This is a genomic window from Kutzneria sp. NPDC052558 (assembly GCF_044547355.1).
Classification (GTDB): Bacteria; Actinomycetota; Actinomycetes; order Mycobacteriales; family Pseudonocardiaceae; genus Kutzneria.
In genome coordinates, this window is record NZ_JBIUAG010000009.1 from 127,968 (window position 1) to 142,300 (window position 14,333).

The 14,333-nt window shown below is 70.9% G+C and carries 12 protein-coding genes; 6 read left to right on the top strand and 6 right to left on the bottom strand.

Annotation, left to right across the window (positions count from 1 at the left end):
• Nucleotides 1-237: 237 nt before the first annotated feature.
• Genes ACIG5F_RS18475 through mgtA form a run of 3 tightly spaced genes read right to left on the bottom strand, consistent with a single transcriptional unit; the run spans nt 238 to nt 5,772 of the window.
• Nucleotides 238-1,524: a nitrate/sulfonate/bicarbonate ABC transporter ATP-binding protein gene (locus ACIG5F_RS18475; protein WP_396518930.1), complete on the bottom strand. Its 1,287-nt coding sequence runs from the start codon at nt 1,522-1,524 to the stop codon at nt 238-240.
• Nucleotides 1,525-1,533: 9 nt separating this feature from the next.
• Nucleotides 1,534-3,270 (bottom strand): ABC transporter permease, encoded by a 1,737-nt coding sequence (locus ACIG5F_RS18480; protein ID WP_396518931.1) that lies wholly within the window; start codon nt 3,268-3,270, stop codon nt 1,534-1,536.
• A 33-nt stretch (nt 3,271-3,303) separates the two neighbouring features.
• On the bottom strand, nt 3,304-5,772 hold the full coding sequence (gene mgtA, locus ACIG5F_RS18485) for a magnesium-translocating P-type ATPase (RefSeq protein ID WP_396518932.1): 2,469 nt from the start codon (nt 5,770-5,772) through the stop codon (nt 3,304-3,306).
• Nucleotides 5,773-6,002: 230 nt separating this feature from the next.
• On the opposite strand from mgtA, the gene ACIG5F_RS18490 reads away from it, so the two are divergent.
• On the top strand, nt 6,003-6,323 hold the full coding sequence (locus ACIG5F_RS18490) for an ArsR/SmtB family transcription factor (RefSeq protein ID WP_396518933.1): 321 nt from the start codon (nt 6,003-6,005) through the stop codon (nt 6,321-6,323).
• Here ACIG5F_RS18490 and ACIG5F_RS18495 read toward each other — a convergent pair.
• Nucleotides 6,320-7,156 (bottom strand): SDR family NAD(P)-dependent oxidoreductase, encoded by an 837-nt coding sequence (locus ACIG5F_RS18495; RefSeq protein WP_396518934.1) that lies wholly within the window; start codon nt 7,154-7,156, stop codon nt 6,320-6,322. The two genes, ACIG5F_RS18490 and ACIG5F_RS18495, sit on opposite strands and share 4 nt — an antisense overlap.
• Nucleotides 7,157-7,206: 50 nt before the next feature.
• On the opposite strand from ACIG5F_RS18495, the gene ACIG5F_RS18500 reads away from it, so the two are divergent.
• The 3 genes from ACIG5F_RS18500 to ACIG5F_RS18510 all read left to right on the top strand — a co-directional run bounded on the left by ACIG5F_RS18500 (nt 7,207) and on the right by ACIG5F_RS18510 (nt 9,235).
• Nucleotides 7,207-7,629 carry a MarR family winged helix-turn-helix transcriptional regulator gene (locus ACIG5F_RS18500; RefSeq protein ID WP_396518935.1) on the top strand — a complete coding sequence of 141 codons (423 nt, stop codon included), beginning with the start codon at nt 7,207-7,209 and terminating at the stop codon, nt 7,627-7,629.
• 112 nt (nt 7,630-7,741) lie between these two features.
• A complete protein-coding gene (locus ACIG5F_RS18505) occupies nt 7,742-8,344 on the top strand; it encodes a VOC family protein (protein WP_396518936.1) in 603 nt (200 codons plus the stop codon).
• Between the two features lie 141 nt (nt 8,345-8,485).
• Nucleotides 8,486-9,235 carry an SGNH/GDSL hydrolase family protein gene (locus ACIG5F_RS18510; RefSeq protein ID WP_396518937.1) on the top strand — a complete coding sequence of 250 codons (750 nt, stop codon included), beginning with the start codon at nt 8,486-8,488 and terminating at the stop codon, nt 9,233-9,235.
• On the opposite strand, the gene ACIG5F_RS18515 is transcribed toward ACIG5F_RS18510, so the two are convergent.
• Both ACIG5F_RS18515 and ACIG5F_RS18520 read right to left on the bottom strand, forming a co-directional pair.
• Entirely contained in the window at nt 9,221-10,366 is a 1,146-nt protein-coding gene (locus ACIG5F_RS18515) for a low temperature requirement protein A (protein WP_396518938.1), read from the bottom strand. The two genes, ACIG5F_RS18510 and ACIG5F_RS18515, sit on opposite strands and share 15 nt — an antisense overlap.
• Nucleotides 10,367-10,430: 64 nt before the next feature.
• Nucleotides 10,431-11,006, bottom strand: coding sequence for a DUF4360 domain-containing protein (locus tag ACIG5F_RS18520; protein WP_396518939.1), 576 nt, complete (start codon nt 11,004-11,006; stop codon nt 10,431-10,433).
• 562 nt (nt 11,007-11,568) lie between these two features.
• On the opposite strand from ACIG5F_RS18520, the gene ACIG5F_RS18525 reads away from it, so the two are divergent.
• Nucleotides 11,569-12,000 (top strand): Fur family transcriptional regulator, encoded by a 432-nt coding sequence (locus tag ACIG5F_RS18525; protein ID WP_396518940.1) that lies wholly within the window; start codon nt 11,569-11,571, stop codon nt 11,998-12,000.
• Between the two features lie 36 nt (nt 12,001-12,036).
• Nucleotides 12,037-14,250, top strand: coding sequence for a catalase/peroxidase HPI (gene katG, locus ACIG5F_RS18530; RefSeq protein ID WP_396518941.1), 2,214 nt, complete (start codon nt 12,037-12,039; stop codon nt 14,248-14,250).
• Nucleotides 14,251-14,333 lie beyond the last annotated feature (83 nt).

Consider the following 14,333-nt stretch of genomic DNA (forward strand, 5'->3'; position numbering starts at 1 on the left):
TCCTCTCGTTCAACGTCAGGAAGGACCCCTTCACACCATCCCCACCAAGATCAAGGGACCGATCCTCTCGTTCAACGTCAGGATGGGGCCCTTCACACCATCCCCACCAAGATCAAGGGACCGATCCTCTCGTTCAACGTCAGGAAGGACCCCTTCACACCATCCCCACCAAGATCAAGGGACCGATCCTCTCGTTCAACGTCAGGATGGGGCCCTTCATGACATCCCCCCCGGAGATCAGAGGAGGGCGGCGGCGGGGTCGGCGGTGAGGGTGTCGGTGGAGGTGTCGTAGTCGAACAGCTCGCCGTACCGGCCCCAGTCGATGGCGGTGTCGAGCTGCTGTTGGGCGTCGGGGGCGGAGAAGCCGCGGCGGAGGAGATCGAGGAAGAAGGTGGAGCGGAGGCGGCCGTCGGCGCTGGCGGCGAGGGCACGGCAGACGGTGCGGACGAGCGGGGCGAGCAGGCGGGCCTGGGCGGCGAAGAGTTGCTTGCTGCGTTGGATGTCGGCGGTGGTGAAGTCCTTGCCGACGGGGGTCAGGGTGAGGTCGCCGCCCTCGACCTCGACGAAGCCGAGCATGGTGGCGGCGTCGACCAACGGCAGCAGGTCGTCGATCTCGAAGTTGAGGTCGGCGGCGATGTCGGGGAGGTCGACCCGGCCGCCCTGGGCGTGCACGATCTCGACGAGGCCGGCGAGACCGCCGACCGAGACGGTGGGCAGGGGGCGGGCGGTGGGCGTGGCCGCGGGCTCGTGACGGTCGGGCTCGCGGCCGGTGAGCAGGTCGTAGAGGCGGTCGACCAGGGCGGCGAAGGTGGGCGACTTGCGGTCGCGGGGGCGCTCCAGGTCGACCGGGACCTCGGCGCGGATGTGGCCGGGGTTGGCCCCGAGCACGATGACACGGTCGGCCAGCAGCACGGCCTCCTCGATGTTGTGGGTCACGACGCACACGGCCTTGGTCGGGAACTTCTGCCCGGCCCACAACGACATCAGCTCGGTGCGCAGGTTCTCGGCGGTGAGCACGTCCAGCGCGGAGAACGGCTCGTCCATCAGCAGCACGTCGGGCTCCAGCACCAGCGCGCGGGCGAAGCCGACCCGCTGCCGCATGCCGCCGGAGAGCTCCTTGGGATAGGCCGACTCGAAGCCGTCGAGGCCGATGAGGTCGATGGCGGCCAGGGCCCGCTCGCGCCGTTGCCCCACGGGAACTCCTTGCGCGGCAAGGCCGAGCTCGACATTGTCCTGCACGGTCAGCCACGGCATCAGCGCGAACGACTGGAAAACCATGGCGGCGCCGGGATTCGCGCCGTTGAGCTGCCGGCCCCGGTAGCGGATAGCGCCGGCGGTGGGCGGGATGAGGCCGGCGATGGTGCGCAGCAGCGTGGACTTGCCGGAGCCGGAACGGCCCAGCAGCGCCACGATCTCGCCGGCCCGAAGCTCGAGGGTGATCTCGTCGAGCACCCGGAGCTCGTCGCCGGCCGCGCCGGTGAAGCTCTTGCTGACGTTGTCGACGGTGATCAGTGTGTCCGACACGGGAGACTCCTAGAGGCTGAAGCGGCGCTCGGCCAACGCGTACAGGCGCCGCCAGAACAGTCGGTTGAGGCCGACGACGTAGAGGCTCATCACCGCTACGCCGATCAGGATGCGCGAGGCGTCGCCACTGCCGGTGGCCTGCGCGATGTACGCGCCGAGCCCGGTGGCGGTGAGCGTGGTCGGACCGTAGCTGACGACCTCGGCGACGATGGAGGCGTTCCACGCCCCGCCGGCGGCGGTGATGCCGCCGGTGACGTAACTGGCGAAGATCGCCGGCAGGATCAGCTTGCGCCACCACAGGATTCGCGGCAGCCGCAGGTTGGCGGCGGCCTCGCGCAGGTCGTTGGGAATGGCGCTGGCGCCGGCGATGACGTTGAACAGGATGTACCACTGCGCGCCCAGCGCCATCAGCAGGATGCCGCCCCAGTCGAGGCTGACGCCGGTCGCCACCAGCACCCCGGTCACCAGGGGGAACAGGAAGTTGGCCGGGAACGAGGCCAGCACCTGCACCACGGGCTGGGCCAGCCGGGCGATCCGCGGGTTCAGGCCGATCCACACGCCGACCGGCACCCAGATGACCGTGGCGACGATGACCAGGACGATCACACGCCCGAAGGTGACCAGGCCGAGCAGCAAAGCGTGCCCCACCTCGGCGAAGCCAGCAGTGTCCACAATGAACTCAACCATTCTCGACAGTCCATACAGGACGCCGCCAAGCACGACCACGGCGAATGCCACGTCACCGAGGCGGCGGCGGGCCGGGGAGGTTCGCAGCGGGTGCTCGGCCAGCCCGAACACCGCCATGGCCCGGTCCAGCGGGGCCACCAGCCAACCGAGCGCCCGGAGCAGCCGGCGCGGAATTCGGGACCGGCGCAGCAGATCCAGCATCAGACTGCGCGGGGCTTGCGCGGATTCCGAGTCCTCGACCCGGAACCGCTCGGCCCACGCGGTCAGCGGCCGCCAGAACAGCACGTTCACGCCGACCACCAGCACGATCATCACGCCGATGGCCAGCAGCACCCGGTCCAGCTGGGCGTTCTGAGTCGCGGTGGCCACGTACGCGCCGATGCCGGGCAGGGCGTAGCTGTGGTTGTTCACGCTCAGCGCCTCGGAGGCGACCAGGAAGAACCAGCCGCCGCCGAAGCTCATCATCCCGTTCCAGACCAACGCAATCATGCCGCTGGGCACGTCCACCCGCCAGAACCGCTGCCACTTGGACAGCCGCAGCAGCCGGGCGGCCTCGTCCAGGTCGCGCGGCTGCGAGACCAGCGACTGGTAGAAGGCGAAGGTCATGTTCCACGCCTGCGAGGTGAAGATGGCGAAGACAGAAGCGCATTCCAGGCCCAGCTCGGACCCTGGGAACAGGGCGATGAAGCCGGTGATGGTGACCGACAGGAAACCCAGGATCGGCACGGACTGGAGGATGTCCAGCACCGGCAGCAGCACCTTCTCGGCCCGCCGCAGCCGGGCCGCGGCGGTGGCGTATACCAGGGTGAACGCCACCGACAGGGCCAGCGCGGCGAACATCCGCAGCAGCGACCTCGCTGCGTAGTAAGGAAGTTCGGACGGATCAGTGGACACAGTGGACGGTGCGGTGGCCTGGTCGAACGGCACGGTGACGCCGTGCCAGAGCCGGACCACGGTCCACACCAGCGCGGCCGCGCCGATCAGCACGGCCAGGTCGATCAAGCCCTGGCGCGGGCGGGCCAGGGCCTCGCGCGAGGGAAAAGTGCGCAGCAGAGCCACGACAGGGGTCCCTTCAGGAAAGCGGTGCTGCGGCTACCGGTACAGCGATCGCACCAGCCGCACGGTGACCGTGTAGGCGGCGAGAATCCCCGCCAGCCAGAGGAAATAGCCCGGCGGCAAGAGCCCGAGCCCGAGCCAGCCGGTCAGCGGCAGCGCCAGCGCGATCGCGCCGACGGCCACGGCCGCGCCGAGCACCGGCCCCGATGGCCGGCCCCAGCCGCGCAGCACCAGCACCACGAGCACCTGGGAGAGCAGGCTTTCCACGAACCAACCGGTCTGGAACAGCTCCGGTCGGCCGCCCAGATCCAGCGCCCACCACAGGGCCCCGAACATGGCCAGGTCGAACAGCGAGCTGACCGGGCCGAACACCAGCATGAACCGGGCCAGGTCGCGGGCGTCCCACCGGCGCGGCCGGCGCAGGTACTCGCGATCCACACGGTCCCAGGGCAGGGCCAGCTGGGCGCAGTCGTAGAGCAGGTTCTGGGCGATCAGCTGGATCGGCAGCATGGGCAGGAACGGCAGGAAGGCGCTGGCGGCCAGGACCGTGAACACATTGCCGAAGTTGGAGCTGGCCGTGATCCGGACGTACTTCATGGTGTTGCCGAGGGTCCGCCGGCCTGCCACGACCCCTTGCGCCACAACGGTCAGGTCCCGGTCGGTGAGCAGCAGGTCGGCGGCCTCCTTGGCCACGCCGGTGGCCGAGTCGGCGGAGATGCCGACGTCGGCGATCCGCAGCGCCGCCGCGTCGTTGACGCCGTCGCCGATGAAGCCGACCGCATGGCCGTCGGCCCGCAGGGCGGTGACGACGCGGGACTTGTGGGCCGGGGTCAGGCGGGCGAAAACGGTGTGGTGCACCAAGGACCGAAGCTCATCGTCGGTGGCGGCCTCGACGTCCTCCCCCAGCACGATCTCGCCGACCGAAATTCCGGCCTGCGCAGCCACATACGCGGCGACGTGCTGGTTGTCGCCGGTCAGGATCTTGACGGCCACGCCGTGGTCGGTCAGCTGCCGTACGGCATCGGCGGCACTGGCCCGCACTGGGTCCACAAACCCGACGAAACCCACCAACACCAGGTCGTTTTCCCCAGGGCGACGAGCATCCTGCCTGGCCGCGACGGCCAGCACCCGCATGCCGTGCTCGGCGTAGGCCCGCACCACGTCCTCGGCGTGCCGGGCGGCGGCCGGGGACAGCTCGATCACCTCGCCGTCCCGCTGGACCTGCGTGCACAGCGGCAGCACCCGGGCCGGGTCGCCCTTGGTGATCAGCAGGTGCTCGCCGCCGTGCTGGCGGACGATCACGGTGCAGCGCCGGCGGTCGTGGTCGAAGGCGAGCTCCTCGACCTTGTCGAACATGGTGTCGTAGAGCAGGTCCTCGGACTCCTCGGCCAACTGCTCGGCGATCGCCTCGTCCAGGCTGTTCAGCGGCGTGACCTGGAAGTGCACGGCGAGATAGGCGTATTCGGCCGCCTCGCCGTCGGGCCGGCCCAGCGGGTCGACGCTGTGCGCGTAGGCGACCCGGTCCTCGGTGAGGGTGCCGGTCTTGTCCACGCACAGCACGTCCATGCCGCCGAGGTCCTGCACGGCGTTGAGCCGCTTGACGATCACCTGGTGGCGGGCCAGCCGGACCGCGCCCCGGGCCAGGTTGGTGGTGACGATCACCGGCAGCATCTCCGGCGTCAGCCCGACCGCGACGGCCAGCGCGAACATCGCCGCCCTGGCCCAGTCGCCGGTGATGGTTCCGTTGACCGCCAACACGATCGGCACCATCACCAGCATGAACCGGACCAGCGTCCAGCCCACCGCGCGCACGCCGACGTCGAAGCTGGACTCGGGCCGCTCACCCTGCCCGGCCGCGCCGAAACAGGTCTCGGCCCCGGTGGCCACGACCACCGCCGTCGCGCCGCCGCCGACCACCGCGGTTCCGGTGAAGCACAGCGTCGTCGGCGTCACCGGTAGCGTCTCGCCGGTCAGCGCCGACTGGTCCACCAGCAGGTCCACGGCGTTGAGCAGCCGGACGTCGGCCGGCACGAGGTCGCCGGCCGCGAGCACCACGATGTCGCCGGGCACCAGGTCCTCGACCGGGACTTCCCGGTCGAAGGCCTCGTGTCCGTCGGCCGCGCGGCGGCGCACCGTGGCGGTGGTCGTGACCTGCCCGCGCAGCGCCCGCACCGCCCGGTCGGACCGGGCGCTCTGCCAGTGCCGCAGGAGCACGCTCAGCACCACCATGATCGCCACCGTGAGCGCGGCACGGAGGTCGCCGACGATGAGAAACGTCAAGCACAGCACGGAAAGCAGCGCCACGAACGGGCTGGTGACCGCGTCCCGCAGGCGGTTCGCCGTGGCCGGGGGCGGCAGTTCGTTGGGGCCGAACCGCTCGATCCGCGCGGTGGCCTCGGCTTCGGTGAGCCCCTTGGGGGTGCTGTCCAGCGTGCGGAACAGCGGCAGCACCGGGGCCTGCGCGAGCTCGCGCAGGCGGTCGGGCAGGGGAAAGGTGGGAACCATCGGACCTGGTCCTGTCACTGGGGCGGGCATCGGCCGTCGTGACGCGGACCCGCCCGGCGCTAGCTCGCCAGCACCCGGGCCGCCGCGTCGGCGGGACTACTTCCGTCGCCGGTCATCCGGATGCACCTCCTCGAGTCGATCGCCGTGCCCAGTAGACCCGACATTCAAACACTTGCGCAAGTGTTACGGCCTTCGTCACACTAGGGGTCCCGTTCCGGAAGGACCCTGGCTTGCCCGACGAACCTCTGGCCGCCGATCTGCTGCAACGCACCGCCGCGACCTTCGGCCTGCTGTCGGCGACCGCCCGCCTGCACATCATGTGGCTGCTGGCCGAGGACGAGCGCGACGTCGGCACGCTGGCCGCCGAGCTCGGCCAGTCGGTGGCCACCGTCAGCCACCACCTGGCCAAGCTCAAGCTGGCGGGCCTGGTCCGCTCCCGCCGTGACGGCAAGCGCCAGATCTACCTCGTCGACGACCCCCACGTGGTGGAGATCGTGCGGCTGGCGGTGCGCCACCACCAGCCGCGGTCGCGGGAACGCCGCACCGGCTAGGCGACCCAGCCCGAGGTCAGCGACTGGACGGCGGAGCCGTCGAGGTCGGTCAGCTTGGCGCTGACGAAGCTCCGGGCGGCCTCCGAGGTCTGGACGCGGAAGGCCGGCTGCTCGGCGGTGAGGACCTCGATGATGGCGGCGGCGGCGCCTTCGGAGGTCTGAGCGTTCTGGAACTCCCCGGTGACGCGGGCGAGGTAGCCCCGCAGCTGCGGGACGTACGGGCCGACGGCGTCGATGTCGGCCGGGTCGAAGCCGATGTTGGCGACGAACTCGCTGGCCACGGCCCCGGGCTCGACGACGGTGACGCGGACGCCGTGGGCGGCGGCGAGCGGGGCGAGGGACTCCAGGTAGCCCTCGACCGCGAACTTGGCGGCGCAGTAGGCCTCGTTGAACGGCTGGCCGACGACGCCGCCGACGCTGGTGACGGTGATCAGGCGGCCGGCCGACTCCCGCAGGTGCGGCAGGGCCGGCTTGGACACGTTGAGCACGCCGAAGAAGTTGACCTCCATGGCCTGGCGGATCTCGTCCACCGGCTTGTACTCCAGGGTGCCGACGCTGCCGGCGCCGGCGTTGTTGATCACGGCGTCGAGCCGGCCGTGGTCGCGCACCACGTCGGCGACGCAGGCGGCGGCCGCCTCGGCGTCGGTGACGTCGAGCCGGCGGACGTCGACCAGATCGGCGACGCCGGCGTCGGCGGCCGCCTTGAGCAGCGCCGACGACTTGGCGGTGTCCCGCATGGTGGCCACCACACGCCAGCCGGCCTTGGCGGCCGCGACCGCGGTGGCCAGGCCGATGCCGGTGGACGAGCCGGTGACGAGAACGGTGTCGGTCATGTCTTCCCCACCTCAGTAGTTATGGTTCATAACCTTTATACTCCATAACCATGGCCGATGACGATGTGACCCAGGACATCGCCGCCGAAGTGGTGACCCTGTTCGGCGCCATCAACCGTCGCTACGCGGCCGAGGCCCAGGCCGCCGCCGCCCCGCACGGCCTGACCGCCATGCAGGCCAAGGCCCTGCTCGCCGCCCGCACGCCGGTGCCCATGCGCCGGATCGCCGACATGCTGCACGCCGAGCCGTCCAACGTGACCCCCGTCGTGGACCGCCTCGTCGAGCACGGCCTGTTGGAGCGCCGCCCCAACCCGGCCGACCGGCGGGGGAAGCTGGTCGCCGCCACCGACGCCGGCCTGACCGTCATCGCCGACCTGCGGGCCCGCATGCCGTTCGCGAGCGAGCCGCTGGCCAACCTCACCCCCGCCGAGCGGGTGGTGCTGCGCGACCTGCTCCGGCGCGCCGTCGACTAGGCACCCTGGGCCCCGGGGACCAGTGTGTTCCACGGGTTCGAGCGGCTGTCCCCGGGACGCACCCTTGTGCCAGCGGTCATCAGCGGATGACCCGAGACAAGGAGTGACGACGATGGACATGAAGCTCGAGGTCGTGGTCCTGCCCGTTTCCGACGTCGACCGGGCCAAGGACTTCTACCGGCGGCTGGGCTGGCGCGAGGACGCCGACTTCCCCGGCGCCGACGGCTTCCGCGTGATCCAGCTGACCCCGCCCGGGTCGGCCGCCTCGGTGATCTTCGGCAACAAGGTCAGCGGGGCCGAGCCCGGCTCCGCGCGGGGCCTGCACCTGATCGTCCCCGACATCGAGAAGGCCCACGCCGAGCTGGCGGAGCGGGGCGTCGCGATCGGCGAGATCTTCCACGACGCCGACGGCGTGTTCCACCACGCCAACGGCGAGAAGGAGGTCGCCGGCCCGGACCCGGAGCGCCGCAGCTACTCCTCGTTCGCGGCGTTCAGCGACCCCGACGGCAACGAGTGGGTGCTCCAGGAGATCACCACCCGGCTGCCCGGACGGCAGTGGCCGGCCGTGAGCACGAGCTACGACAACGCCGCCGAGCTGGCGGAGGCGCTGCGCCGCGCGGCCGCCGCCCACGGCGAGCACGAGAAGCAGCTGGGCCAGGAGGACGCCGACTGGCCGAGCTGGTACGCCCAGCACATGGTGGACGAGCAGAAGTAGGGAGCCGTCATGGCCGACGAGGTGATGCTGGACGTCATCCGGCCCTTCCCCACCTTCTCCGAGTCCTTCCCGCACGCGCTGCGCGATCTGGACGGGCAGATTCACCGGATCGGTTGACATGGTGTGTGGTACTCACATTCCATGCCCGGACTCACGGCAGTGCTGCTCAGTTCCCTGCTCCTGGTCGGCGGGCAGGAGTCGTTCGCGCCCGAGTACGTGGCGCTGGGCGACTCCTACGCCGCCGGCGTGGGCACGGCCGGCTCCACCGGCCAGTGTGGACAGAGCCGGGAGGCCTATCCCTTCCTGTACGCGGCGAAGACGGGGCTGGCCAACGCGCACGTGCGGGCGTGCAGCGGGGCCAGCACCGCCGATGTCGTCGCCGACCAGCTCGGCGACCTGAACCCCGGCACCTCGCTGGTCAGCATCACGGTCGGCGGCACCGACGCCGGCTTCTCCGACGTGATGACCGCGTGCGTGCTCGGCGGCGACGCGGCCTGTGTCGACCGGGTGCGGCAGGCCGAGGACGTGGTCAACGGGCCGCTGGGCGGGAACCTGGCCACGGTCTTCGCGGCCGTGAAAGCCAAGGCCCCCAACGCGCAGCTGGTCGTGCTGGGCTATCCGCACGTCGTCGAGGCCGACGGCCCGTGCTCGCTGAGCACGGCCAAACGGCAGGCGCTGAACGAGGGCTCCGACCAGCTCGCGGCCGTGACGCGGGACCAGGCGGCCAGGGCCGGGGCGCGGTTCGTCGACGCCCGGCCGGCGTTCGCCGGGCACGGGTACTGCTCCGTCGACGCGTGGATCAACGGCGTGACCCTGCTCGACGTCTCGGGTTCCTTCCACCCCAACGCTTCCGGGCAGCGGCTGGGGTATCTGCCGCTACTGGCCGGCTGACGCCTTCTCCCGGCGCTTGGCCCGCGGCAGGGTCTCGGCGCCGAGCACGAGGGTGATCAGGAGCAGCGCGGCGGCCGGCGGCAGCACATCGGCGAAGACGGCCAACGCCGCCAACACGGCCAGGTTGGGCAGCAGCCAGCCGAGGACCTGGCGGATCGGGTGACTGATCCCCGTCAGGCCGATGATCGCGTTGTTCACCAGGTAGCCGGCCAGCGCGGCGGCGCACAGCCGGAGCAGCTCGCCGCCGTCGGCCCCCTGCGCGCCGGCGGTGACCAGGCCGCCGAGGCCGGCGGCGAACGCCACCAGGGTCACCACCGGGACGAAGTGGCCGACCACGAAGATCAGCACCGTCAGCCGGTAGGACTCCTCGGGGCGGCCGCCCATGGTCCGCTCGGCCACCGCCGAGCCGTAGTCGAAGTACAGCCACCACAGCATGGCCACCACCGAGAACGCGGCAAGGCCGGTGATCACCGCCAGCGGCGTGCCGTGCTCGCCGGCGATGGCGCCGACGATCTGGGCGATGGCCTCGCCGAACACGATGATCATGAACGCGCCGAAGCGCTCAACCAGGTGGCTCAGCGAGATCCCGCCCGAGGCCAGCCGCTGCCGCACGAACGAGCCGCCGGACCGGCGGCGCACCACGCCGTACACCTCGACGGCCAGGCCGACCAGCCACGGCCCGTAGGCCAGCGGGGGCGCCAGGAAGATCGAGCCGATCCACAGCGCCGCCGACACCAGCAGCGGCCAGTTCGCCCCGCCGGCCGGCCACTTCCGCCCGGCCACGGCCCGGAACACCAGCACCGCCAGCCGCGAGGCGGCGTACGCGCCGGCGAACAGCGCCGGATGTCCCTCGGCCGCCTGCGTGGCCGAGGCGGCCATCACCATCACGATCGCCATCTGGCCGAGCGTGTCCAGCCGGCGTTGCGCGCCGTACTCGCCGGTCAGGTTGGTGTAGAGGGTGGAGCCGACCCACACCCACCACGCCGGCAGAAACAGCACCAGCAGCCGCAGGCCCGCCGGCCAGCCCGGCTCCTCCACCATCGAGTGCGCCAGCTGGGCCACCAGCACCACGAACAGCAGGTCGTAGAACAGCTCCAGCCAGCCGGCATGCCGCTCGTTGTTCTCGGTCACCGGCGGATTATTTCGGCGCCGGCGGGGGCGCGCACCCCCGCCGGGTCACCTCTGCCCGGTCAGGTCAGCACTGCTTCCAGGCGAACTGGTACACCGTCGTCACGCTGGCGTGCGAGCTGTCCATCTCGATGAAGCTGGTGGTGCTGCCGTCCGAGGATCCGGCGCTCGCCCGCAGCTCCGCGTTGATGTTGAGGTTCCGGTCGAGGCCGCAGGGCGCGTACACCAGGACGTCGGCCGCGTCCCTGGTCTGCCACTCGCCGTCGAACGGCCCGCTCAGCGTGTGCGGCACCCGGGCCGTGGGCGAGGTGCCGGTGAAGTAGTAGTTGGCCTGCTCCAGCGCGGTCGCGCCGGCGGCCAGGTGCGCGAAGCCGCTGTAGTCGGCCTCGGCCACCGCGTAGGTCCAGCCGGCCGGCACGTGCACCAGGACGTTGATCTGGCAGTTCTTGCGCTGGTCGATGGCCGTGGTGCTGGCCCCGGTCTTCGCGGCGAAGTTCTTGTAGGTCACGGTGAACGAGGTGTTGTCGTCGGACACGTCGGCCGAGGCGTCGGCGGTGCCGGCCGGGCAGCCCGAGCCGTTGATGGTCTTGATGTCGAGCGTGATCTTTCCCTGCGGCGGCGACGATGTCTGCGTATCGGTCATGGGTGTGAACAACGACAGGACGAGGCCGGTTATGGCCAACGCTGCACGCATAATTCCCTCCGAATTGCGCGACAATCGGGTCGCACTGGCGGGCTCGACACTAGAGTATTGACGGTTGCCGAGAGGGCCACTGAACGGAGTAAAAACGCGAGGGCGGCTCATCGGATGACGGGACGCCGGCCCGACCGGCGGATCGAACGATTTCAGCCACGACAAGAAGAATCCGTACACCCACCCGGCCGACCCGATTACAGCGATCGCCGAGACCATTTCCGGCACGGCCGGCACGCGACAAGATCGCATTTCCCGGCGACGGATTAATAGGGACGGGGACGCGCCAGAGGCCTTCGGACCCGAGAACCGGTCGACTCCCGGCGGCGTGCGCCCCGCGCCATCCGCCGTCGACATCGGCCCGATCGGCGCGCCCCGCCGACCGCCACCGCCCCGCGGTCTGGCACCATCCCCGGACAGATCGATCTTGACGTCACGGCGACACGCCCACCGGCCTGCGCGAAAGCATCCAAAACTTGATTGATTCCAGAAAATGGGCCAGACTCCGACCGTGCCCACCACCACGGACTTCGAGCGGTTGCTGCGCGGGGCCGCGCTGCGGGTGACGCGGCCCCGGGTGGCGGTGCTGGCCGCGGTGCACGCCCACCCCCACGCCGACACGGACTCGATCCTCGGCACGGTGCGGGCGGACCTGGGCGAGGTCTCGCACCAGGCCGTGTACGACGTCCTGAAGGTCCTCACGACCGCGGGCCTGGTCCGGCGCATCCAGCCGGCCGGACACGTGGCCCGCTACGAGTCCCGGGTCGGGGACAACCACCACCACGTCGTGTGCCGGGCATGCGGCGTCATCGCCGACGCGGACTGCGCGGTCGGCTCGGCGCCCTGCCTGACGGCCTCGCACGATCACGGCTTCACGATCGACGAGGCGGAAGTCATCTACTGGGGACAGTGCTCCGACTGCTCGCCGGCACTGCGCTCCTGACCGCCGCTCCCTCGTAAGAACCCAGGAAGGATTCCCGTGTCTGACAAGCCCGACGCCGTTCTTGGCGAGGTCAACGACCTCAACGCTGGCGGGTGCCCGGTCACCGGGCGCTTCAAGCACCCCACCGAGGGCGGCGTCAACAGCGACTGGTGGCCCAACCAGCTCAACCTGAAGATCCTGCGCAAGCACCAGGCCGCGGCCGACCCCTTCGGCGGCGAGTTCGACTACGCGGCCGCGTTCGCCACGGTCGACCTGGACGAGCTGGCCCGCGACGTCGACGCGGTGCTGACCACCTCGCAGGACTGGTGGCCGGCGGACTTCGGCCACTACGGCGGCCTGATGGTCCGGATGGCCTGGCACAGCGCCGGCACCTACCGGATCCAGGACGGCCGCGGCGGCGCCGGCGCCGGCATGCAGCGGTTCGCGCCGCTGAACAGCTGGCCGGACAACGTCAACCTGGACAAGGCCCGCCGCCTGCTGTGGCCGGTCAAGCAGAAGTACGGCAAGTCGGTCTCCTGGGCCGACCTGATGATCTTCGCGGGCAACCGGGCCCTGGAGACCATGGGCTTCACGACCTTCGGCTTCGCCGGCGGCCGCGCCGACGTGTGGGAGCCGGACGAGGACGTGTACTGGGGCCCGGAGACCACCTGGCTGGGCGATGAGCGCTACAGCGGCGACCGCGACCTGGAGAACCCGCTCGCGGCCGTGCAGATGGGCCTGATCTACGTCAACCCCGAGGGCCCCAACGGCAACCCGGACCCGCTGGCCTCGGCCCGCGACATCCGCGACACCTTCGGCCGGATGGCCATGAACGACGAGGAGACCGTCGCGCTGATCGCCGGCGGCCACACCTTCGGCAAGACCCACGGCGCCGGCGACGCCGACGCCAACGTCGGCCCCGAGCCGGAGGCCGCGCCGCTGGAGTTGCAGGGCCTGGGCTGGCAGAACAGCTTCGGCACCGGCAAGGGCCGCGACGCCATCGGCAGCGGCCTGGAGGTCACCTGGACCTCCACCCCGGTGCAGTGGAGCAACGGCTTCTTCGACAACCTCTTCGGCTACGAGTGGGAGCTGACCAAGTCCCCGGCCGGCGCCCACCAGTGGAAGCCGAAGGACGGCGCGGGCGCGAACACCATCCCGGACCCGGAGACCGGCGAGCTCAACCGCACGCCGATGATGCTCACCTCCGACCTGGCGCTGCGCTTCGACCCGATCTACGAGCCGATCGCCCGCCGCTTCCACCAGAACCCGGCCGAGTTCGCCGACGCGTTCGCGCGGGCCTGGTTCAAGCTGACCCACCGCGACATGGGCCCGATCCAGCGCTACCTCGGCCCGCTGGTGCCGCAGGAGGAGTTGCTCTGGCAGGACCGCGTGCCGGCCGTGGACCACGAGCTGGTCGACGAGGCCGACATCGCCGCCCTCAAGGCGCAGATCCTCGACTCCGGCCTGTCGGTCTCGCAGTTGGTGACCACCGCGTGGGCGTCGGCCTCGACCTTCCGCGGCAGCGACAAGCGCGGCGGCGCCAACGGCGCCCGCATCCGCCTCGAGCCGCAGCGCGGCTGGGACGTCAACGAGCCCGACAACCTGGCCCAGGTGCTGCGGACGCTGGAGGGCGTGCGGTCGGCGTTCCAGGCCGGTGGCAAGAAGGTCTCGCTGGCCGACCTGATCGTGCTGGGCGGCGTGGCCGCCGTCGAGCAGGCGGCCAAGGCCGCCGGCCACGACATCACCGTGCCGTTCACGCCGGGCCGCACCGACGCGACGGCCGAGCAGACCGACGTCGAGTCCTTCGCGCCGCTGGAGCCGACCGCCGACGGCTTCCGCAACTATCGCGGCAAGGGCAACCGCCTGCCGTCCGAGTACCTGCTGGTCGACCGGGCCAACCTGCTCACCCTGACCGCCCCCGAGATGACCGTGCTCGTCGGCGGCCTGCGGGTGCTGGGCGCGAACTACCAGCAGTCCCAGCAGGGTGTGTTCACGTCGAACGTCGGCACGCTGACCAACGACTTCTTCGTGAACCTGCTCGACATGGGCGTGCAGTGGCGCAAGGGCGCGGACGAGGAGACCTACGAGGGTGTCGACGCCTCCGGCGCCGTCAAGTGGACCGGCAGCCGGGTCGACCTGCTGTTCGGCTCCAACTCCGAGCTGCGCGCGGTGGCCGAGGTCTACGCCAGCGACGACGCCAAGGACAAGTTCGTCGCCGACTTCGTGAAGGCGTGGACCAAGGTCATGGACCTGGACCGCTTCGACGTCTGATCGTCAGTCCCCGATTCCGGGCCGGTCGCCTCGCGCGGCCGGCCCGGTTTCCGTTTCGGGATGGGTCCCGGGCCACCGCCGCT